This window comes from Vibrio sp. V15_P4S5T153 (assembly GCF_963874485.1).
In the GTDB taxonomy this organism is placed as follows: Bacteria; Pseudomonadota; Gammaproteobacteria; order Enterobacterales; family Vibrionaceae; genus Vibrio; species Vibrio anguillarum.
In genome coordinates this window covers 75,053-97,239 of the sequence record NZ_CAWNHR010000021.1, presented here as the reverse complement: position 1 = coordinate 97,239, position 22,187 = coordinate 75,053, and the positions used below count along the sequence as shown (strand labels likewise).

Below are 22,187 nucleotides of genomic sequence, written 5' to 3'. Positions count from 1 at the left end.
ACTATTGTGTCACGATAATGCATGTAATTTATATTTTTGCGTTCATTGATATACGCTTCATTTAATCCTAACATTCTAATTAAACATACTAATAATTACATTTTCATCAATTATTGTCATTTTACTTAGGTGTATAATCTCATGAGTATCAAACAAAAATTATATTCACTGGGTGCTATTGCGGTTATCGGGGTTCTGGTAATGTTAGCCACTACCACACATTTTTCCCAAACCACCGAAACGCTCAATCAAGCCATTAACTTAGTCGATAAACTTGAAATTAGACTGCTCAATTTGCGGCGCAATGAGAAAGATTTTCTTCTGCGAAGCGACGTGAAATACCTTGAAACCTTTAAAAAAAACAGCACTCTTTTTTTAGATCTGGAACAGCAACTTTCCCTCATCCTGTTAGATCGAGATCTCCCCTCTAGTAGCCAACTCCGACAAGATCTTTTGGCTTATAAACAAGGTTTTGAAAAATTGGTGCAGGCTTATAGCCTATACGGATTAAATGAAAAATCCGGCCTTTTAGCCACTTATTTACAAGCATTGGAAACCATAAAACCTAATGCTGATGATGCATTACTTTTAGAGCTAATGGCGTTTGATCAAAGCGTGCAGGTTGGAGAGCTGCAAAACAGCACAGTGACCAACCGTTTTCCGGCATTAGCACAGGCCGCCCAACAGCTTGTCGATCAGAAAAAAGTGATTGGTTTGAAATATAATCAAGGGCTACTTGGTGAAGTACGTAACCTTTCTCATAATGTTGAACAACAGTTTGTCACCTTTTCTGAAGTGTTAAATAAAGAGATTACAAGTATTGAGCAAGAACTTAACTATGTGAAGCAAGGGCTCAGTGCGTTAGTGATCGTGCTAATCCTTGGCTTTATTCTCCAAATAGCGCGCTCCATTAACGTGCAAGTGAGTAAGTTGTTATCAGTGATGCAAATGATTTCAAACAGCAACAACATCAGTTTGCGTGTTGAACTGACTGGCCGCAACGAGCTGGTATCGATCGCAACTTACTTTAATATCTTACTCGATAAGTTCGAAACTCTTATCGCTGGCTCTCAAACAAAGTCTCACCAGCTATCGAACAGTACATCAAGTATGCATAACGAATTAGAAGATGTGATTGAACAGTTTCACGTTCAGGCTGACCACACCACGACAATGGCAACGGCCGTTCAAGAAATGGTGTCCACCATCAGCGAAATTTCAGAAAGTACTAGTGTAGCAGTAGAAGGTGTACACAAAGCCGCGCACAATGCTCAGCAAGGGCGTTTGGTGGTGGAATCAACGGTAAAAAATGTCGATGAACTCTCACGAACATTGGAAAAAAGTCAAATCTCCATCGCCTCATTGAACAAGCATGTCGAACAAATTGGCGGTGCTGTTAACATCATTCAAGGTATCGCAGAGCAGACCAATTTACTGGCATTAAATGCCGCGATTGAAGCCGCGCGAGCCGGAGAACAAGGAAGAGGCTTTGCTGTGGTCGCCGATGAAGTCCGCGCACTTGCCAGCCGCACGCATCAGTCAACGGAAGAGATCACCAATGTCGTTTCTGCAATTCAAAGCCAAATGAGCACCGTTGTCACTGATATTGCACAATGCAATACTCAAGGACATGCGACGCTAACGGCTTCAGGAGAACTGGATAATAGTTTACGTCAGATTCTCTCTGACATGGAAATGATACAAAGTAACTCTGAGCGAATCGCCTCTGCAATTGAAGAACAAGGCATTGTGATGAACCAAGTCAGTGAATCGATCACCGAACTTAACTCTATCTCTGATAATAATATGCACTCAGCTAAACAGTGTTTGATTGAAGTCGATATCGTTTCCAAACAAGCAAACGACATGGACAACGCGGTCGCCGAATTCCAGACTCAGAAATCCGTCAGTTAGCCAATGTATAGAGATAAAATATAGCGAGAGTTAGTGAAAAGGGTCTAGAGTTAGACCCTTTTATTCATGTTTGCTTAAAGCATAACAAGATGTGGATTACTTTTGTATTCCTTCAACATAGAGTTCCATATCGACGTAGCTTGAAGCGCCCATTACTGCAATATTGAAATCCGCGAGTTCGATACGTGTTGTCCCCGAAAAACCAGCGCGTTGGCCACCCCATGGGTCTTTACCTGCACCAATAAATTCTGCATCAATAGTAATGGGTTTGGTTTGACCATGCAGAGTAAGATCACCGAGCACTTCTAATTTACCATTCCCTTTATCAACCACTTGAGTACTGGTAAACGTGGCTTGTGAATATTTTGATGCATCAATGAAATCAGCACTACGAATATGTTTATCACGTTCAGCATGGTTACTGTCCAAGCTGCGAGTATCCACATTAACTTTCACTTTTGAGCTTGCAAGGTCGTTAGGATCGTAGGAAAACTCACCATCAAACTTGTTAAAGCGGCCCTTGGTAAAGCTATAACCAAGATGGCTGACTTTAAAGTTAATTGAAGCATGCGCACCTTTGGTATCTATAACATAGTCAGCAGCGTTTGCACCTAGCGGCATGAGTGTTGCGAAAGCCAATCCAGTAGCAAGTAACGTTTTCTTCATTTAGAAGCTCCTATCATTTTTCGTAGCGTATCGTCTTTATCAATAAAATGGTGCTTGAGTGCGGCAACAGCGTGCACGCCTGCTAAAATAATCAGCGTCCAAGCTGCGTAAAAGTGAACCGTGCCAGAGAGATCGGCTTGTCCTTCAAACAGCAAGCCCATACTTGGTACAGTAAACCAATTGAAAACATCAATCCCTCGGCCATCTTCTGTTGAGATCAAATAGCCTGATACAAACAGCGTCATCAATAATAAATACATTAATCCGTGCGCCGCTTTAGCCGCAATGCGCTCATAGTGGCCGCCACCAATGGCAGGAGAGACACTCACCAATTTCCATAGTATGCGGAACAGGGTGACCGCGAGCAGCAACAAACCGACAGATTTATGCCAATGTGGCGCGGTGTTATACCATTGACTGTAATAGGTTAACTCAACCATCCAGATCCCAACACCAAACATACCAATGATAACGAGTGCGGATAACCAATGGATAAGACGCGTGACTAAGTTGTAATTTTTAACTTCAGTTGTCATAAATTTTCTAAACCAGCAAGTGAAACAGCAACAAAGTGAATTGAATCTATATTCTAGCCTAAATTATTAACACAGTATTTACCATACTTTACATTGTGGACATACTTTAGTACTGATTGAGTTATTCGAAAAAACTGAAGGAACTTATTGTGGATATAGATAACCACGACTTAGGCTCAAACAACTTGAAACAACGGTAGCTTCAAATCATAAGGGTATAACACCTGTAGAATGCTCGTATTAGAAGAATAGTGTGAAAGATCAAGAACTCGCCATTTGCTGCTCGTGCTTGTTGATAACTGTGGTAATCTTGCTTGGCTTTATTAAAGGAGAACAACGAGTTGCTATTGGATATACTCACGCAAAGCGTCAACGAATTTCAAGCTGACTGTCTAAAACTTTGTGAAAAGCACTACCCCACCATACACAACCAAGGAATGAGTGAACATCACTTAGGACTGGCTTTTGCTCGCAGATTGGCTCGTACACTCAGTGAATTTGGGCACCCATGCCACTATTCTGTTATTGAATCAATCCCTCAGCGAGACATGCCACACCACTACCGAGTGAGCAGTGATGCAGGAACAGTATGGATCCTGACTCACCATATGGTCAGTGCTGGTAAAACCTGTCGAGAAAAGTTGATGCAAGACATTGCGCAGTGGAAATATGAGTACGCTTACGCGATTCAACCGAATGATTTATTGTTATTACTGACCGATCACTGGATCAGTCGTAGCCAAAAAAGTCGCGAGTTACTGCATTGGTGGACAGGGCAATTACCCGATGAAATAGATCAATACCTCGCACAAGGTATCACGCTGTATGAAAGTGACTCATTGCTAACTCAATCTTTAGAGAACCGTTTTCAAATTAGCCCTTGTTATATTAAATTTAGCCATCCTTTAAAACGCTCTAAAAACCAGCAACTAGTCCGAAAGTACATTCAATTATATGCCGTATTACAATGGGCGTAACGTAAACAAACCGCCCTCATTTTCTTCCAAGTTCTAGATTTTATATTACCCTCTTGTCTTCTGATTTAGCACACACTCAATCAATTGAACCTGCCACATCACATTCACTAAATAATTCAATATTTGTGACGCTGTTTTGACAACCCACAAATTTTCATCTTAGCCAAAGGTACAATTGACAAAGGTCAAGGTGAGTCAATAATATGGCATGGCATATTGGCGCTCGGATGCTTCAAGCAAAAATTAATGATTAGGATGTCGAAAATTGTATGCTTTTAACTAACAAAACTCAGTTTTCAAAATGCATGTCTCTGGATTCCGATGGCCAGTTTATTGCTCATTACCAGCATCTTGTGCTGCGAAGCGTTTTCCAGCCGATATTCTCGCGGGATAACCGTATTGTGGGCGTTGAAGCCCTAGTGAGAATAACTGCCAATGGCAGCACGACCATTCGCCCCGATTGTTTTTTCCATTCCGACACTATTAATCCCATCGACAAACTTAACGTAGAAAGACTCAGCCGAGTTATCCACATCCGAAACTATGCCCTTTCCGAATATCGTCAATGCCAATTATTTCTAAATTTACTGCCTGTCGCGGGTGAATTGTTTGCCATCAGCGACATCAACAAAGCATTGCTATGCGATCGCCTTAAAGAACTGCATATAGAACATAATCAACTGGTCATGGAATTGATTGAAATCGATTCAGAAAATGAAAGCAAGCTGCAATGCGCAACGCAAAGTCTGGTTGCAAATGGTTTTAAAATTGCCATTGATGATTTTGGTACTCAAGCCTCAACACCACAACGGGTTAATTTGGTGACGCCTGATATCATCAAATTTGATCGAAGCTTATTACTCAAATATATGCAAGGTGATTGTGACCCACTTATGGATGGCATTACCCTTGCGAAACAGAATGGTTCCAATACCGTTGTAGAAGGCATCGAAACCCAAGCGCAACTCGAAGCAATGCAAAAACTCGATATTGATATGTTTCAAGGCTATTTTTTAGCCATGCCGGAAGCGATAGTACCAGCCATTAAGATGGCCATTTAATAACGATATTCTTTACATGCGCGTAGCGCCCCAACTTTACCGCTACTTTCAATATTCACTCACTGTTTTCCTAGCGACAACATCACGTTATTTAACTGTATGACATAGCGTGATGTTTAATAAGAAAAGGAAATAAGCTCTTGGGTATAAGGGTGCTGAGGATTGAGAAACAGCTGTTGCGTTTCCCCTTGCTCAACGACTTCACCCTGTTTCATCACCATAGTGTAGTGGCATAATGATTTCACCACATGTAAATCATGGCTAATGAACAAGTACGTTAATCCATATTTTTGTTGCAGCGATTTAAGCAAATCCAACACTTGCGCTTGAATCGTACGATCTAAAGAAGAAGTTGGTTCATCAAGTAAAATGAACTCAGGTTTAAGCACCAATGCCCGAGCAATCGCGATACGTTGTCGTTGCCCACCTGAAAACTCATTGGGATAACGGTAGCGAGTGGCTGGGTCGAGTTCAACTTCTCGCATCACATCACAAATCATTCGTTCAACAGTTTGTCTATCATAACGGCTATGAACCTCTAACCCTTCACCAATAATCTGCGCCACCGACATTCTCGGATTCAGTGCTGAAAATGGATCTTGAAAAACGACTTGCATCTTGCTGCGATAAGGTAACATAGCTTTCCTATCTAACCCTTGCAGCTCATTATTGTCGTAACAAATCGAGCCTTCCGAATGGACTAATTTTAGTATCGCCATACCAGTGGTCGATTTACCCGAACCGCTCTCGCCAACAATTCCTAATGAATGTCCTCTTTTAAGCTTAAACTGCATGTCGGTGACAGCTTTAATATGCGAGACCGTGCGCTTGAATAAGCCGCCAGTGATGGGAAACCAGACTTTGAGATGCTGAAGCTGCACTAGAATTGGGTTGTCAGGGTTTACGTCAACGGGCAAACCTCGAGGATCGGATTCAATCAATTTTTTGGTATAAGAGTGAGAGGGGGATGAGAACAGCGTTTTGGCATCATTCACCTCGATCACTTGCCCATTTTGCATCACTGCAACGCGATCAGCGATACGCTTAACAATACTGAGATCATGAGTAATGAACAACATGGCCATACCCAGTTCTTGTTGCAGGTTTTTAAGTAGATCTAATATTTGCGCCTGCACAGAAACATCCAGTGCCGTGGTTGGCTCATCAGCAATCAGTAATTCAGGCTCATTGATCAAAGCCATCGCAATCATGACTCGCTGGCGTTCTCCCCCAGAAAGTTCATGTGGATAAGCATTAATCTTAATTTCTGGCGATCGAATACCCACTTTTTCTAACCATGCAATGGCCAACTGACGTGCTTTGCTGCCTCTTAGTCCTCGATGAATCTCCACAACTCCGATTAACTGTTTACCAACTTTGTGCAGAGGGTTGAGTGAGACCATTGGCTCTTGGAAAATCATACCAATCCGCCCACCTCGTATACCTCTTAATTGCCTCTCGCTACAGTTCAACGTATTGATACCATCAAAAAAGATCTCCCCTTGCAAATAGTGGGCAGCACTTTTCGGTAACAACTTCAAAATGGCATTCGCCGTCACTGATTTACCAGAACCACTTTCCCCCACCAGCGCTAAAGTTTCCCCTGCGGAGAGAGAAAGTGACACCGCTTTAATCACAGGTTCAATATTGTTTTTTTGACCAAACCCGACCGAAAGATTTTGGATAGAGAGTACGGTTTTACTCATCATATTCTCCCTGTCGAATGCGGGTCAAAGGCATCGCGTACAGCTTCGCCGATAAAGACCAATAATGTCAGCATTAACGAGAGCACCACAAATGCTGAAATACCTAACCATGGAGCTTGTAAATTGGCTTTCCCTTGCGCCAATAATTCGCCCAAAGAGGGCGATCCGACTGGCAAGCCAAAACCGAGAAAATCTAAGGATGTTAAAGTCGTAACTGAGCCTGAAAGAATAAAGGGCATCATGGTTAAAGAAGCCACCATCGCGTTAGGTAGCATGTGGCGAAGCATAATGCGGCGATCACTCACACCCATCGCTTGCGCAGCCCGCACATAATCAAAATTACGACAGCGTAAAAACTCCGCTCTCACCACGCCCACTAAACTCATCCAACTAAAAAGCACCATAATACCAAGCAACCACCAAAAATTCGGTTCGACGAAACTCGATAAAATGATCAGCAGAAAAAGCGTTGGCATCCCTGACCAAACTTCAATAAAACGTTGCCCAAGTAAATCAAGCCAACCGCCATAATAACCTTGAGTGGCACCAACGATAACGCCTATCACTGACGAGACGAGTGTTAATACAAAGCCAAACAAAACCGAAATACGAAACCCGTAAATAATACGAGCCAGCACATCGCGCCCTTTATCATCAGTACCAAGCCAGTTCACTGAATCTGGCGCTGACGGCACTGCATTATTGATATTAAAGTTGATGGTGTCGTAACTAAATGGGATCAATGGCCAAACAATAAAGCCTTTTTGTTCAATCAGATCGATGACGTAAGGATCGGTATAATCCGCTTCGGTTTCAAACTCACCACCAAAACGAGTTTCTGCATATTGTTGAAAGGTGGGGAAAAACCACTGCTGATCGTACTCAACCAAAAGGGGTTTATCATTTGCAATCAGCTCAGCAAATAGGCTCACCACAAATAAAAGCGTAAACAACCATAGTGAATAAAAACCGCGCCGATTGGACTTAAAACCGTGCCAGCGCAATACGTTTAATGGGTTGGACAGCCTTTTTTTTACCATCATGAACGAGCCTCAAAGTCGATTCGAGGATCAACCCAAATATAGGTCAAATCGGAAATGATGCTGAGGACTAATCCAAGTAACGTCATGATGTATAAAGAACTAAACACTACAGGATAATCCCGTTGAATGGTCGATTCAAAACCAAGTAGCCCTATACCTTCCAGTGAAAACATCACTTCAATCAGCATCGAACCGGTGAAAAATATGCTGATAAAAGCACTCGGAAAACCGGCAATAATAATCAGCATCGCATTACGAAAAACGTGCTGATAAAGAATACGTCCTTCATCCAGTCCTTTTGCTCGAGCCGTCACCACATACTGTTTGTTGATCTCATCAAGAAATGAGTTTTTCGTTAGCATACTCAAAGTGGCAAACCCACCGATCACCATTGCAAAGATGGGCAAAGCCAAATGCCAAAAATAGTCGCCAATTTGTTGATACCAAGTCAGATCAGCAAAATTATTTGATACTAAACCACGCAGTGGGAACCAGCTGAAATAATTTCCACTGGCAAAAATAATGATCAAAATAATCGCAAACAAGAAGCCCGGAATAGCGTAACCGATGATAACCACTGCGCTTGACCATACATCAAACCTTGAGCCATGGTGAATGGCTTTTAAAATTCCGAGAGGAATGGAGATAAGGTAGATGATCAGCGTACTCCACAGCCCTAAAGAGATCGAAACGGGTAAACGCTCAGTGATCAAATCAATAACATTGCCTCCTTTAAATAAGCTGTCACCAAAATTAAAGGTTGCGTAATTTTTTAGCATTTCAAAATAACGGACATGAAGAGGCTTATCGAAACCAAACTGTTTTTTTATCGCTTCGACTACCTCGGGGTCTAAACCTCGGGAACCTTTATATCCTCCAGTGTTAGCCGACAGCGACATATCCACCTCTTGGCCGCCTCCAGTAAATCGCTCCATAATTCCGTCACCATGCCCTTCCATTTGTGCAATCGCTTGCTCAACTGGGCCTCCAGGGGCAATTTGGATGATAAAAAAATTAATGGTAATAATCGCCCACAGCGTGGGCACAACGAGCAGCAATCTGCGGAAAATATAAGCAGTCATTGCATCCTCTTAACGGCGTTTTTCTGGTAGCAATTGCGCTTTCTGCTCCGAAACCCACCAAGTATCAAGACCAATATCATATTTTGGCATCACGCTAGGGCGCTCGAATTTGTCCCAAGTTGCGATACGATATTGGCTCAGATACCACTGTGGGATCAGATAAAAATTCCATTGTAGAACGCGATCTAATGCTCGGCCTAAAGGCAATAATTTTTCTGGATGCTCTTGATTGGCGGCAATTTGTTCAGTGAGGAAGTCGACAACTGGGTCTGCCACTCCAGCACGATTGTACGTGGAATCGATGTAGTTTGAATTCCAGATAATCAACAAGTTAGGACTTGGGTAAGGATTCGCCGCATAGGCCGACGAAAGCATGTCAAAATCTCTATCGCGCAAACGCTTAAGATATTGTGTGGTATCCACTGAGCGAATCTTCATCTCGATACCAAGCTGTTTTAGATTTTTTTGCAAAGGAATGGCAATGCGTTCCGTGGTCGGACTGTAGATCAATAACTCAAACTCAAACGCTTTACCCGTTTCTTTATGGGTCATCACTTTATCTTTCAGCTCCCACCCCGCCTCTTTGAGCAATTGAAAAGCGACTCGTAGTTGTTGACGAATACGACCAGACCCATCCGTCACTGGTGGTTGGTATTCTTGGGTAAAAACACGTTCTGGGATCTTATCTTTTAGTGGTGTAAGAATAGTAAGCTCATCAGTAGAGGGAAGACCTTTCGCTTCATACTCTGTGTTTTGAAAATAGCTACGCGTTCGTGAGTATTGATCGTAGAACATATTTTTGTTCATCCATTCAAAATCCATCGCATAGGTCAAAGCCTCGCGCACTTTCGGATCACTAAACACTTCTCGTTGAATATTAAATACAAAACCTTGGGTTGAAGCTGGACTATTATGCGCGATCGCTTCTTTCTTGATGAATCCTTTATCGAAGTTCAATCCAGTGTATGAGCTGGCCCAAAACTTCGCCGAACTCTCTTGGCGAATATCAAATTCCCCAGCTTTAAATGCCTCAAGCATTACGGTATCGTCGCGGTAATAGTCGTATTGGATCTGCTTGAAATTATGTCGCCCAATGCTGACTGGTAAGTTGGCAGACCAATAATCTTCCTGCAACTCATAAGTGACACTCTGCCCAGTTTGATAACGTACGACTTTGTAAGGACCGCTACCGACTGGCGGTTCATTTAATGGTTCTGCTAAGTTTTTATCCTGCCAATAATGCTTAGGCAACACTTGAGTTGATTGAGCCAAACTAAAAAGCTTTTCTCTATTAGGTTCTGACATCTCAATGCGAACCGTTAAAGGATGGATCGCCGTTACCGATTTAACCGCTTTGTAAAACAGTCGATATTGAGGCACCCCTTCTGTCATGAACTTGTTGAACGTAAACTCAACATCTTGCGCGGTGATCGGTTTACCGTCTTGAAAACGTGCGTTCGGGTTAATATCTAGTTCTAGCCACGAATAGTCATCAGAATAACGGACTTTAGAAGCAATCAATGGATAATAGGTATCAATTTCGTCGCTGGGCGCAAACATCAGTGAATCATAAAGCTCACCACTGCCTGCCGCCGGAGCGCCTCGGGAAGCAAAGCGGTTAAAATTGTCGTAAGTACCTACCTCGCCATAAGTTACTTTTCCGTACTTAGGTGCGCTTGGATTAACATAATCGAAATGAGAAAAATTGGCGGGATATTTGGCTTGCCCAACGCCGGATAATGTTGTGGTTTCTACAACATCCGCAGTCGCCAAAGCACTCATCAGCAGCACAGTCACACCTAACAGCGTAGGCTTAATTTTTCTCATACTAGAATCCTTCCATTGATAACTTCGCGACATTCCATCAGTGTAAACTATTAATAATTCAGTCACTTGGGTAAGTATAGAGAAAAATAAGATTTACGAAACCCCAAGCTGCAATTATAACGAAACAACTTGGCATTGCTGGTAGGTGATGAGCCGCAATAAGAATTGGTAACTTTGTGGTTTTAGGAACGAAACGTATAGAAAACGCCGCGATGAGATAAAAAGCCCTGCCATGCAGGGCTTCACCGGCTTTAACCATCTGTGGTAATTTGGCTGATCAGCTCTTTTTCTACCTGCTCTGCCATTTCAAGAGCAATTTGGCACGTTCCAGCCGCTTGATGGCCTCCACCACCATATTTGAGCATTAATCCGCCCACATTGGTTTTTGAGCCACGATCAAAAATCGATTTCCCCGTAGCAAACACGATATTTTGCTTCTGAAAGCCCCACATTTTGTGAATCGAGATATTACACTGGGGAAATAAGGCATAAATGATAAACCGATTCCCCGCGTAAATAATTTCTTCTCCCGTCAAATCAAGAATGACAAGGTTTTTATAGACTTTGGCGCAACGTTGAATCTGCTGTTTAGATAGAATTTCATGCTCACGGTACAAAGTAACGCGCTCTTGAACGTCCGGCAGAGCAAGAATCTCGGCAATGGAGTGGTTCGCACAGTAGTCGATAAGATCCATCATTAACTGATAATTGGAGATACGAAATTCATGGAAGCGCCCTAAACCTGTTCTTGCATCCATCAGGAAATTCAGTAAATTCCATCCCGCAGAATCAAGCACTTCATCCCGAGTAAACTGCGCGGAGTCACCTTTGTCGACAGCACTCAGCATCTCTTGCCACTGAGTGGGAAACGTATCTAGTCCGCCATAATATTGCCATACTACATGCGCGGCAGACGGCGCGTTTGGATCAATAATATGATTCGGCCTTTCACCTTGATTGCGAATAGTTTCCGATAGGTGATGATCAAAAATTAAGTGAGCATTAGCGACGTAAGGCAGGTTAGTGACAATGTCACGCTCAGTTATCGTCACCTTTCCATCTTGCATATCCTTTGGGTGAACAAATACGATCTCGTCAATTAGGTTGAGTTTTTTGAGCAACACGGCACAAACCAGCCCATCAAAATCGCTGCGTGTCACTAATCTAAATTTACTTTCAGCTTGTTGATGCTCAGACATAGACAATTTCCTTATTAGCAGTCATATCACTGCTCGGCGTGGGTTTAAGCAGTGTTTTGTATATCAGATCCTGAGTTAACACCTTTTAGGTTTACCAATGCAGGTGGTATGTTTTCATTTTAGACGCCATCGTCTTTTTAACAAACTTAACACAATGGTTTTCAAACATTATTCAACACAGCGCATCATTTTATTGAGCAAATATCGAATAAAGTAATGAGGAATGAAGACTGCTGTTACAACTAGGGAATTGGAGGTAAGAAAAAGCCAGCAACAAGTGCTGGCTGCTAGGTTGAGCTAAGAAGTGAGGTATCTCTATTTACGTTTATCCTGCACGTACTTTCGGCTCACATCAACAAGCGCTACATCTTTAAAGAAACTACGACCAAGTAACAGTGGGTAAGTCAGATGTGTACGATCGGCAAGCGTAAATTCGGTTCTCTCTTTGAGATCACCAATTTCAATCCAAGCGACAACGACCGCACGTCTTTGTGTACCCTCTGCACTGGATTGCCGAATTCTGACCCAGCGTTCAACAGGTAAACTTATCTCATCACTTTTGATGTCATCGTGTTCAATCCTGAACTTGACCCAATCATTTCCATCGCGTTCAAAAGCAACAACATCCACGGCACTAATTGAAGAGGTGGCCGCTCCGGTATCGATACGCGCTTTGAAGCTTTCGTTCAAACTCGGCACATAAACCCACTCTTTTTCGCCCAAAATAAGCTTACCATCAGAGGTTTTTTTGACCGTCACCACAACCACTGGCTCTTTCGAGGGTTTTTCAACCGGTTTTTGTGCCTCAGTATTTTGTTGTTTTGGCTCTTCAACTTTTGGCTTTTGCTCTGGTTGTGTTGAGGTTTGGTTTAGCGTACTACATGCCATCAAACCAGTACTCAACATTAAAAGAGCAATAAGTTTCAAGTGTTGTTTCATTGACCCACCTAATCAAACTGATAAATATTTAAGAGACATTCACTATGGCTTGAGCAACATACGGAATATGTTGTTCTGATAAGCCTGCAATGTTAATTCGGCCATCACCTACCCCATAGATTCCATATTGATCACGTAGCTGAGCCATCTGTTCTGGAGTAAAGCCTAGCACAGTAAACATCCCTTTGTGACTTTCGATAAAATCGAATTGTGAAGTATTGTGCTGATTTCTCAAATGATTACACAAGGTTTGACGCAGGTTTAACAAACGCTGTTGCATTTCACTTAACTCTTGCTTCCAAATCGCGGTTAATGCTTGATTTTGTAAAATAGTTTTCACCAGTGCAGCACCATGATCGGGCGGCATAGTGTAGGTCGAACGTGCTAACGTTAGTAATTTACCTTTTGCATTCGCTACATCTTGTGCGTTTTTACCGACAACAATCGCGGCACCAGTTCGTTCTCGGTAGAGACCAAAGTTCTTTGAACAAGAGGTAGTGATCAACATCTCTTCGACGTTGTTTGCCATAAAACGCAGCCCTTTCACATCCTCTTCAAGACCTTCACCAAACCCTTGGTAGGCAACATCAACAAAAGGGATGAAGCCATTTTTCTGCGCAAGACTGGTGATCGCTTGCCATGCGGCGAAATCAATATCCGCGCCAGTTGGGTTATGGCAGCAACCATGGATAAGCACCACATCTTTTGGCCCTGCTTGCGATAAATCATCAAGCATCCGTGCAGTATCGACTTGCTTAGTCTCGCGACAGAAGTAAGAATAATATTTCACTTTTAAACCCGCAGCTTCCATCACAGGTTTATGATTGACGTAACTTGGGTCAGTAATCCACACCGTCGTTTCTGGTTGTGCTACGTGCATTAAGTCACCGAGCATACGCAGCGCACCGCTTGCTCCGGGCGTTTGAATCGCAGCCACACGATCAAGCACTGAAGTGCCAGACAATAATAAGTTCACCATGCTTTGGTTAAACTCTTCACACCCAGCAAGTCCAACATACGATTTAGTGGTTTGTGTGGCAATCACGTGCTCTTGCGCTTTGGCAATGGCGCGCATAATCGGCGTCTCTCCTTGGCTATTACGATAAACGCCAATGCCTAGGTCAACTTTTTCGCTGCGAGGATCGTTGCGGTATGCAACCGATAATGAAAGTATTGGATCGAGTGTTGGTGTTGGTAAATGTGAAAACATGAAGGTCACAACCCTTTGAAATTCAAGTAATGACCTTCAAGTTAGCACTAGATACATAATTTTTACAGTTTAAATTGATGGATTATTTGATTGGCACTGCCTCGCCATTCTAAGCTTGGATCGGCTTTATCCTGTTCAAATTTTCCATCAATCAAGACATCAACATATTCAATGACTTGTCTTTGAGCATCACTGAGTTCGTTTAGGGTATATCCCGTCCATAACCAGATATCTTTCCCCACACATTCAGTCTTTACTCGTTTAACCAACTGCAAAATAGAAGCAAGGTTTTGCGGGTGTAAGGGATCACCACCCGACAAGGATAATCCTCGGCGCTTGATGCGCGTGTCGTTCAAGTCGGTGATGATCTGCTGCTCTAGTTGCTCATGGTAAGTGTGGCCAGAATGCAGCGACCAAGTCCCTTTGTTGTAACATCCTTTGCACTGATGTTCACAGCCGGAGACGAACAGCGTACAACGCGTTCCCGGCCCATTCACAACATCAATCGGATGATATTGGTGATAATTCATGCCAACAGGTTACTCACTATCACTTACAAGTGTTTAACGCGACGTTTAACTTCTTCTTGTTTACCGAAGTTAAACGGACGAGCATCTGGGCTACCAAGGTAGCCACACACGCGGCGGGTTACGGAGACTTTGGATGAGTCGTGATTACCACATTTAGGACAGGTAAACCCTTTACTCGTACACTCAAATTCGCCAGTAAAACCGCATTCATAGCACTCATCAATTGGCGTATTGGTCCCATAATAAGGAACACGGCTGTAACTGTAATCCCAAACGTTTTCAAGCGCTTCGATGTTTTTCTGCATATTCGGAAACTCTCCATAACAGATAAAACCACCACTTGAAACCTCTGGATATGGCATCTCAAAATCAATCTTATCGTATGGATTAACTTTCTTTTGCACATCCAAATGGAAGCTATTAGTGTAATAACCTTTATCCGTTACGCCTTCAATCACACCAAATTCTTTGGTGTCGATACGGCAGAAACGGCTGCAGAGGTTTTCACTTGGCGTACCGTACAAACTGAATGCGTAACCGGTTTCTTCCGCCCATTGGTTAACGGCCCCTTTCAGGTATTTAATAATATCTAACGCGCGATCTCGCAGTTCGCTATCATCATAAACATGTGTATCACTGCCATAGAGCGCGGTAATGGTTTCGTGCACACCGATGTAGCCCAAAGAGATAGATGCTCGGCCATTTTTGAATATATCGGCAATAGAATCATCGGCTTTTAATCGAACACCACATGCCCCTTCCATATACAAAATAGGCGCGACGCGTGCTTTGACTTTTTCAAGGCGGCTGATGCGAGTTTCTAAAGCACGGCGAGCCAGTTTTAATTTTTTATCGAGTAATGTGTAGAACTGTTCAATATTTCGGCCCGCTTTCAGCGCGATACGAGGCAAATTGAGACTGACTACCCCCAAATTATTCCGCCCTTCGTGAATCAGCTCACCACCTTCTTCATAGGTATTTAAGAAGCTACGGCAACCCATTGGGGTTTTGAATGAACCAGTCACTTCAACTACTTTGTCGTAGTTGAGAATATCCGGGTACATGCGTTTGGTCGCACACTCTAATGCGAGTTGTTTGATGTCATAATTTGGATCTTCCGCTTTATGATTTAAGCCATCTTTGATGGCAAATACCAATTTAGGGAATACAGCCGTTTTACGATTTTTGCCTAAGCCAGCAATGCGATTTTTCAAAATCGACTGTTGAATCAATTTAGAGGCCCGACTGGTCCCTAGACCAAAGCCGAAAGTGACAAACGGAGTTTGCCCATTCGCGGTATGCAAAGTGTTGACTTCATATTCAAGTGACTGGAATGCGTCGTAGCACTCTTTTTCTGTACGAGACATAGCAAAGGCTTCGGGATGATGAACATCCCACTCTTTTGCTATTTCTAAATGTTTGTCGTAACTGGCTGTCACATACGGTTCAAGCACTTCATCGATACGATTGATGGTGGTGCCGCCGTAAATATGGCTCGCAACCTGAGCGATAATTTGCGCGGTCACTGCAGTGGCGGTTGAAATTGATTTTGGCGTATCAATTTCCGCATTACCCATTTTAAAGCCATGAGTGAGCATGCCTTTTAAATCAATCAGCATGCAGTTAAACATTGGGAAAAAGGGAGCGTAATCCAAGTCATGATAGTGGATATCACCCTCTTCATGCGCTTGCACAATATCACGCGGTAAAATGCGGGTTTTAGCGTAGTGTTTCGCCACAATACCAGCCAGTAAGTCACGCTGCGTTGGGATCACTTTGCCGTCTTTATTCGCATTTTCATTGAGCAGATCGGCATTACTTTCTTCAATAAGGCCTTCAATCTCTTGCGTCAAGGCGCTTTGCTTTTCACGCGCGATATCACGATCGTGTCGGTACTCGATGTATGAACGAGCTAATGCTTTATAGGGCCCTTGCATTAGCTCGTTCTCTACTAAGGTTTGAATCTCGGCGATATGGACTTCATCGTAATCTTTGAGCTTCAGTTCTACCGCTAACGCCACATTGAGTGCGTAAATAGCGATCTCTTTATCAATATGTTCAGCTGCACTTTCGACGGCAGATTGAATGCGATCACGGTTGAACGGGGCTCTCGATCCGTCACGTTTGATTACGATAGGTTTCACCATTTCTCCTTACCCCTAGCATACTCACAGAGTTATCCACAAACACACTATATAGAGCAGTTTATTATCCGACTGACACAATATATTGTGGTGCATTTAACGAAAACTCCCAACTCAGGGTATTGATTTGGATCAATAAAAACCGAGCATTGAACAAGATCAATGCGATCTTGGGGTAGTAGATCTCACTTAGAAAAGAAACGATGAAAATTGCAAATTTTTGATTTTCCCTCTTGAAATTTCACCAAACCTGATGGGCGAAGCCTTCACATTCGATCAGTGAGGGATTGCGATGTTAAAATCAAAAGGTGTGTGTCGATTAGCGGCAGCAATACTCTTTATCCCCTCTTTCGCGACTTGGGCACAAAGTCTCACATTAGCGACATGGAATGTCGAATTCCAGCACACTATTTCATGATTAATCGAGGTCATTTCGTTGCCAAAAAACATCATCCATACTTTTCTTGGAATGGCTTTTCTTGAAACACTGTCCTCGGGCGAGCCAAGTGATAATAGATGGCCGAAATGAAGTTAATAGGAATGTTCAATCCGCACATTGATCGACTTTAACAACTACAGCACGATTTTTACCCGCCGACTTGGCTTGGTACATTAAACTGTCCGCAACAGTAAGTGAGACTTTATCAGGAACAAGATCGTAATAGGCGCCACCCAAACTGATACTGAGCGTGATGGTATCATTGGCTACTCGCATTGGATTTTCATAGACAGATTGACAGATATATTGAGCTTTCAATTTGACCTCTTCAAAGGTATAGAGAGTAAGAATAATGCCGAACTCTTCTCCACCTAAACGAGCAATAAAGTCATTATTGGATAACTTTCGCTGTACATGTCTAACCACATGAATAATGGCTTGATCACCCACTTCATGGCCAAACTGATCATTGATTAGCTTAAAGTTATCAATGTCAAATACCAATAAGGTGAAGGGAACGGGAGTTCCTTGCAATTCTGCTATCTTTGATTGGAAGTGTCGGCGATTACTGATTTTTGTTAGTTCATCAGTTTGCGCCAAATTCTCTAGCAAGTGATTTGCTCTCTCTAAATCGATGGTTTTATGTATGATTGCGCGTCTTAACATCAAGATGTAAATACAGAGAACCATCAGAGCTACGCTAATGATGATCGGGATAAAATATTTTGGGTAAACCGTTTCCATGTAGATCCAGCGACTAAATAACTGCATTTTAGAGGCATCAGATACCTTATCTGTCGCATTTGCGAGCTTCTGCCAAAGAACGTCATTGCCCTCTTTCACCCCAAAGCGCAACGGCTCAGAATAGAGAAACTTAACTGGCACATATTTTTTCTGGCTATTTTCTGTAAACATAAAGAGATTAGCGACTTGATAATCGCTAATAAACCCTTCTAATTTTGCACTGGAAGCGGCATACAACATATCTTCATTCGTGGCAAAGTAGACCAAGTTTAATTTAGGTAAATATTGAGCTGCGTAATACGCCTCATAGCCACCCAATACAACGCCAACCTTAATATCGATTTCACCTGAAAATATTTTGTCAAAATCCGTACCGAGTAAGTATTGATCTAAGAATACGTGCGTCTCGATCGCCATAATTTCAGGTCCAAAATCGAGGAACAGATCTCGCTCAGGTGATTGAATTAGACCCGCATGAACGTCGGCTTGCCCATGTTTAACCAGCTCTAGTGATTCGTTCCAGCTTACTAGTTTAAATTCAACATCGAACCCGCTTTGCTCAGCAACGACTTTCCAATAATCGACTAAGATCCCGGCAGGCTCTCCTTGCTTATTAATATACGAATACGGTTTCCACTTGGCTGAGCTTGTAATAAGCAGAGGTTGAGAAAGATCATGCTCGCTGGAGAGTGGTTCACCGACTTCTGCCGTAGAAGCGATGACTGGAAGCTGCAGCGCCAATACAGCCATCACTCGAGAAAATATCATCAATAACGCAGATTTCAGTTTCATGTTTTCCTAACTGGGGAGTTTAGTTGACTCAAACACGATTAAGCTTGCACCGTTTTTCTTGTTATGAAACACCTTTAGTTATAATCATAGCGAATTTATCCGTAATCTACCTATTTAAAACTGCATTTTTAATATCCATTGCCTGCTGACATTTTAAAGCTGACAAAAAGGGCGCTGACTACTCAGCGCCCTTTTTATAGTTAGAGCAAGGGAATAGTTAGAACAGAAAGATCAATGACGCATAACCGTATAATACAAAACAGGAATAACCAATAAAGTTAAGACGGTAGAAACAAAGATGCCGAAAATCAGGCTAATGGCTAGGCCATTAAAAATGGGATCATCTAAAATAAATACCGCCCCGATCATGGCCGCTAAAGCGGTAAGCATGATGGGTTTAGCACGAACAGCCGCCGACTGAATAACCGCTTCGGAAAATGCCACACCTTCTTCAACCTGCTGATTAATGAAATCAACCAGCAAGATGGAGTTACGTACAATAATCCCCGCGAGTGCTATCATCCCAATCATCGACGTGGCGGTGAACTGAGCACCAAGTAACGCATGGCCGGGCATGACGCCAATAATCGTCAGTGGAATTGGAGCCATAATGATCAACGGAACAAGGTAGGACTTAAACTGCGCGACAACCAGTAAGTAAATAAGGATCATCCCAACCGCGTAGGCAATGCCCATGTCGCGGAATGTTTCATAAGTGATCGTCCATTCACCATCCCAGAAGATTTCGACACCATTTAACCCTGTAGGTTGGTGGATATAATACTGTTCCACAGGTAGGCCAAGTGCATTGATGTTGAACACCATTTCAAACATACCGTATAAGGGGCTGTCTATTTCACCCGTCATGTCCGCCACCACCATCACCATTGGTAACAGGTTTTTATGCACAATGTAGTCATCCATTTGAGTTTGGCGAATAGTGACTAAATCAGACAGTGGATATGCACTGCCCGCAGTGCTCCCTACTTTCATGTTCAACACTTGATCTAATCGGACTTTGACATTTTCACTAGCTTGCACTTGAATGGGGATTGGGTACTTGCTGTGCTCACTGTGCAAATAGGTGATCGGCTTTCCACCGACGGCCGTCGCCAAAGCATCGACTATCGAAGCATAAGGTACTTGATAGTGTGACGCTTTGCTGCGATCAATCACTACTTGCCATTTTTGATGCACTTCCGGTAGATACATATCGATATCGACAATATCCGCTGTTTCGTGGAAGATCCCGCGTAGCATCCTTGCCGCTTGTGCCCGAATGTCATGTGTCGGACCATAAACTTCCGCTAAAATAGGTGACCAAACGGGTGGCCCCGGTGGAACTTCAACGACTTTGACTTTACCGCCAAATCGGCTGGCAACCTCATTAAGCTTGGGGCGTACCTCACTTGCAATCGTATGACTATCTTTATCGCGCTCTTTTCGCCCTAACAGGTTCACCTGAATATCGCCTTGGTTGGCTTGATTGCGCATAAAATAATGACGCACAAGGCCATTGAAGTTGATCGGTGCGGCTGTACCTGCGTAAATCTGATACCCACTGACTTCAGGTACGCTATTTAACACCGCGCCAAGTTCAAATAAAACGCGTTGCGTTTTCTCAAGCGACGCCCCTTCAGGCATATCCAATACCACTTGAAACTCTGATTTATTATCGAAAGGCAGCATTTTTAAAACCACGGCCTTTGTGATTGGCAGTAATAGGGAGCCAGCAATAAGCGCAAATACCGCAAGCATCAAGAAAAAGCGGTTACGTCTTTGTGCAGCCGAGACCACGAAAGGATTCATGATTCGGTGAAAGATGCCTTGAGTTGATTGAGATTGTGCTTGATGCGATGAAGGCTTAAGAAACTTGGCCGCTAACCAAGGTGAAAAGACAAATGCAACCGCCAATGAAATCAGCATTCCCATCGAAGCATTGATGGGAATTGGGCTCATATACGGGCCCATAAGCCCAGAGACAAAGGCCATTGGCAATAGTGCGGCAATCACGGTTAAGGTGGCAAGGATTGTGGGTCCACCCACTTCATCAACCGCCGTAGGAATGAGATCCACCAGCTTGCGCTTACCTAACGCCATATGACGGTGGATATTTTCCACAACAACAATGGCATCGTCCACTAAAATGCCAATAGAGAAAATTAACGCAAAAAGCGAGACCCGGTTGAGTGTAAAACCCCATGCCCATGATGCAAACAGTGTCATCATCAAGGTGACAACAATAGCCATACCGACCACGATAGCCTCGCGCCATCCCATCGCAATAACCACCAAAATAACGACTGCAGTGGTTGCAAAAATCAATTTACCGATCAATGTATTGCTTTTATCGGCGGCGGTTTTCCCGTAGTCACGCGTGATTTCAACACTGATTCCGTGTGGAATTAACTGATTTTCAAGTTCTGCAACTCGAGCCTCAACCATCTCAGCCACACGAACGGCGTTTTCACCTCCTTTTTTAGCGATGGCTAAGGTAACTGCTGGATAAATACCTTGCTTATCACTGGTCCAAACTTGTTGGGTTGATGTATCAACACCCAATTGAACCGTAGCGACATCCGCTAAATATACCGGTGTCTGGTTATGCAGCCCAATCACCAATTGCTTTACTTCTTCAACTTTTGTTAAAAACTGACCAATTTGGATGGGAAACTGCTGATTTTCATGCGTCAGTTTCAACATTGGAGAGCTGTGGTTCGCCGCAGGAAGATGCTGATTCAGTTGATCTAACGTGATGCCAAAGCTGTTCATTTTAACGGGGTCTAAACGTACATCAACAATAGTAGGGTGGCGACCTATCGTATAAATATCTCGTGTACCATCAATGCGTTTGAGCTCTGTTTCTAAACCATGGGCCACTTGCGTTAACTGCTGGTTGTCCAAAGTACCCGTTTTATCGGATAACGTAATGCTGACGATAGGCACATCTTCAATGCCTTTAGGTTTAATGATCGGCTCGCCCACCCCAACGCCTTTTGGCATCCAATCTTTATTGGAATAGAGTTTATTATAAATACGAACCACGGCGTCGTTTCTAGGAACGCCGACATCAAAGATAGCCACAATCATCGCACCATCGGGTTGTGAAAAAGAGTAAATTTTATCAATTCTCTCAATTTCAGAGATGATCTGCTCTGCTGGGTTCGTCACTAAACTTTCCACTTCCGCCGGAGAAGCTCCGGGAAAAGGAATATACACATCGGCAAAGGTCACATCGATTTGCGGCTCTTCTTCTTTAGGAGTAACCATTACCGCAAAAACGCCCATCAGTAACCCAACAATCGCGAGCAACGGCGTCATCGCTGAAGTCTGAAAAGCTTTGGCAATACGTCCTGAGACGCCTAAACGATTATCCAT

General features: G+C 43.1%; 17 protein-coding genes. 4 read left to right on the top strand and 13 right to left on the bottom strand.

The window, feature by feature from the left end:
- Positions 1-141: 141 nt before the first annotated feature.
- Positions 142-1,914, top strand: a complete 1,773-nt coding sequence (locus tag AACT42_RS23165) for a methyl-accepting chemotaxis protein (RefSeq protein WP_176429114.1) — start codon at positions 142-144, stop codon at positions 1,912-1,914.
- 96 nt (positions 1,915-2,010) lie between these two features.
- On the opposite strand, the gene AACT42_RS23160 is transcribed toward AACT42_RS23165, so the two are convergent.
- Positions 2,011-2,580, bottom strand: a complete 570-nt coding sequence (locus AACT42_RS23160) for a YceI family protein (RefSeq protein ID WP_013867851.1) — start codon at positions 2,578-2,580, stop codon at positions 2,011-2,013.
- A complete protein-coding gene (locus AACT42_RS23155) occupies positions 2,577-3,116 on the bottom strand; it encodes a cytochrome b (RefSeq protein ID WP_013867852.1) in 540 nt (179 codons plus the stop codon). The genes AACT42_RS23160 and AACT42_RS23155 overlap by 4 nt, the downstream gene beginning before the upstream one ends.
- Before the next feature lie 341 nt (positions 3,117-3,457).
- On the opposite strand from AACT42_RS23155, the gene AACT42_RS23150 reads away from it, so the two are divergent.
- A complete protein-coding gene (locus AACT42_RS23150; RefSeq protein ID WP_026029124.1) occupies positions 3,458-4,093 on the top strand; it encodes a hypothetical protein in 636 nt (211 codons plus the stop codon).
- Positions 4,094-4,362: 269 nt separating this feature from the next.
- A complete protein-coding gene (locus AACT42_RS23145) occupies positions 4,363-5,154 on the top strand; it encodes an EAL domain-containing protein (RefSeq protein WP_094133586.1) in 792 nt (263 codons plus the stop codon).
- Positions 5,155-5,270: 116 nt separating this feature from the next.
- Here AACT42_RS23145 and AACT42_RS23140 read toward each other — a convergent pair whose 3' ends face one another.
- The 9 genes from AACT42_RS23140 to nrdD form a co-directional block, all read right to left on the bottom strand.
- A complete protein-coding gene (locus AACT42_RS23140; protein ID WP_094133587.1) occupies positions 5,271-6,863 on the bottom strand; it encodes an ABC transporter ATP-binding protein in 1,593 nt (530 codons plus the stop codon).
- Positions 6,860-7,903 (bottom strand): ABC transporter permease, encoded by a 1,044-nt coding sequence (locus tag AACT42_RS23135; RefSeq protein WP_094133588.1) that lies wholly within the window; start codon positions 7,901-7,903, stop codon positions 6,860-6,862. Before AACT42_RS23135 ends, AACT42_RS23140 begins: the two co-directional genes overlap by 4 nt.
- Complete coding sequence (locus AACT42_RS23130) at positions 7,900-8,985, bottom strand: microcin C ABC transporter permease YejB (protein WP_013867858.1); 1,086 nt, start codon at positions 8,983-8,985, stop codon at positions 7,900-7,902. Before AACT42_RS23130 ends, AACT42_RS23135 begins: the two co-directional genes overlap by 4 nt.
- 9 nt (positions 8,986-8,994) lie before the next feature.
- Complete coding sequence (locus tag AACT42_RS23125; RefSeq protein WP_237666853.1) at positions 8,995-10,812, bottom strand: extracellular solute-binding protein; 1,818 nt, start codon at positions 10,810-10,812, stop codon at positions 8,995-8,997.
- A 251-nt stretch (positions 10,813-11,063) separates the two neighbouring features.
- Complete coding sequence (locus AACT42_RS23120; protein WP_094132210.1) at positions 11,064-12,011, bottom strand: exopolyphosphatase; 948 nt, start codon at positions 12,009-12,011, stop codon at positions 11,064-11,066.
- Between the two features lie 315 nt (positions 12,012-12,326).
- Entirely contained in the window at positions 12,327-12,950 is a 624-nt protein-coding gene (locus AACT42_RS23115; protein ID WP_094132209.1) for an ATP-dependent zinc protease family protein, read from the bottom strand.
- Positions 12,951-12,978: 28 nt separating this feature from the next.
- Positions 12,979-14,160, bottom strand: coding sequence for an amino acid aminotransferase (locus AACT42_RS23110; protein WP_013867862.1), 1,182 nt, complete (start codon positions 14,158-14,160; stop codon positions 12,979-12,981).
- A 62-nt stretch (positions 14,161-14,222) separates the two neighbouring features.
- The gene (gene nrdG / locus AACT42_RS23105; protein ID WP_094132208.1) at positions 14,223-14,690 is read right to left on the bottom strand and encodes an anaerobic ribonucleoside-triphosphate reductase-activating protein; all 468 of its coding nucleotides are present in this window, start codon (positions 14,688-14,690) and stop codon (positions 14,223-14,225) included.
- 23 nt (positions 14,691-14,713) lie between these two features.
- Complete coding sequence (gene nrdD / locus AACT42_RS23100) at positions 14,714-16,834, bottom strand: anaerobic ribonucleoside-triphosphate reductase (RefSeq protein WP_094132211.1); 2,121 nt, start codon at positions 16,832-16,834, stop codon at positions 14,714-14,716.
- Positions 16,835-17,126: 292 nt separating this feature from the next.
- Between nrdD and AACT42_RS23095 the strand changes: the two genes are divergently transcribed.
- On the top strand, positions 17,127-17,252 hold the full coding sequence (locus tag AACT42_RS23095) for a hypothetical protein (RefSeq protein ID WP_254918491.1): 126 nt from the start codon (positions 17,127-17,129) through the stop codon (positions 17,250-17,252).
- Between the two features lie 126 nt (positions 17,253-17,378).
- Here the strand turns inward: AACT42_RS23095 and AACT42_RS23090 are convergent, their stop codons facing one another.
- The gene (locus tag AACT42_RS23090; protein WP_094132207.1) at positions 17,379-18,809 is read right to left on the bottom strand and encodes a transporter substrate-binding domain-containing diguanylate cyclase; all 1,431 of its coding nucleotides are present in this window, start codon (positions 18,807-18,809) and stop codon (positions 17,379-17,381) included.
- Positions 18,810-19,040: 231 nt separating this feature from the next.
- Entirely contained in the window at positions 19,041-22,187 is a 3,147-nt protein-coding gene (locus tag AACT42_RS23085) for an efflux RND transporter permease subunit (protein WP_094132206.1), read from the bottom strand.

Excerpts from the sequence above, each read along its gene's own strand:
- AACT42_RS23165 (WP_176429114.1), top strand. The coding sequence starts at position 142 with ATGAGTATCAAACAAAAATTATATTCACTGGGTGCTATTGCGGTTATC.
- AACT42_RS23160 (WP_013867851.1), bottom strand. The coding sequence starts at position 2,580 with ATGAAGAAAACGTTACTTGCTACTGGATTGGCTTTCGCAACACTCATG.
- AACT42_RS23155 (WP_013867852.1), bottom strand. The coding sequence starts at position 3,116 with ATGACAACTGAAGTTAAAAATTACAACTTAGTCACGCGTCTTATCCAT.
- AACT42_RS23145 (WP_094133586.1), top strand. The coding sequence starts at position 4,363 with ATGCTTTTAACTAACAAAACTCAGTTTTCAAAATGCATGTCTCTGGAT.
- AACT42_RS23140 (WP_094133587.1), bottom strand. The coding sequence starts at position 6,863 with ATGATGAGTAAAACCGTACTCTCTATCCAAAATCTTTCGGTCGGGTTT.
- AACT42_RS23135 (WP_094133588.1), bottom strand. The coding sequence starts at position 7,903 with ATGATGGTAAAAAAAAGGCTGTCCAACCCATTAAACGTATTGCGCTGG.
- AACT42_RS23130 (WP_013867858.1), bottom strand. The coding sequence starts at position 8,985 with ATGACTGCTTATATTTTCCGCAGATTGCTGCTCGTTGTGCCCACGCTG.
- AACT42_RS23125 (WP_237666853.1), bottom strand. The coding sequence starts at position 10,812 with ATGAGAAAAATTAAGCCTACGCTGTTAGGTGTGACTGTGCTGCTGATG.
- AACT42_RS23120 (WP_094132210.1), bottom strand. The coding sequence starts at position 12,011 with ATGTCTGAGCATCAACAAGCTGAAAGTAAATTTAGATTAGTGACACGC.
- AACT42_RS23115 (WP_094132209.1), bottom strand. The coding sequence starts at position 12,950 with ATGAAACAACACTTGAAACTTATTGCTCTTTTAATGTTGAGTACTGGT.
- AACT42_RS23110 (WP_013867862.1), bottom strand. The coding sequence starts at position 14,160 with ATGTTTTCACATTTACCAACACCAACACTCGATCCAATACTTTCATTA.
- nrdG (WP_094132208.1), bottom strand. The coding sequence starts at position 14,690 with ATGAATTATCACCAATATCATCCGATTGATGTTGTGAATGGGCCGGGA.
- AACT42_RS23095 (WP_254918491.1), top strand. The coding sequence starts at position 17,127 with ATGTTAAAATCAAAAGGTGTGTGTCGATTAGCGGCAGCAATACTCTTT.
- AACT42_RS23090 (WP_094132207.1), bottom strand. The coding sequence starts at position 18,809 with ATGAAACTGAAATCTGCGTTATTGATGATATTTTCTCGAGTGATGGCT.
- AACT42_RS23085 (WP_094132206.1), bottom strand. The coding sequence starts at position 22,187 with ATGGATAATCGTTTAGGCGTCTCAGGACGTATTGCCAAAGCTTTTCAG.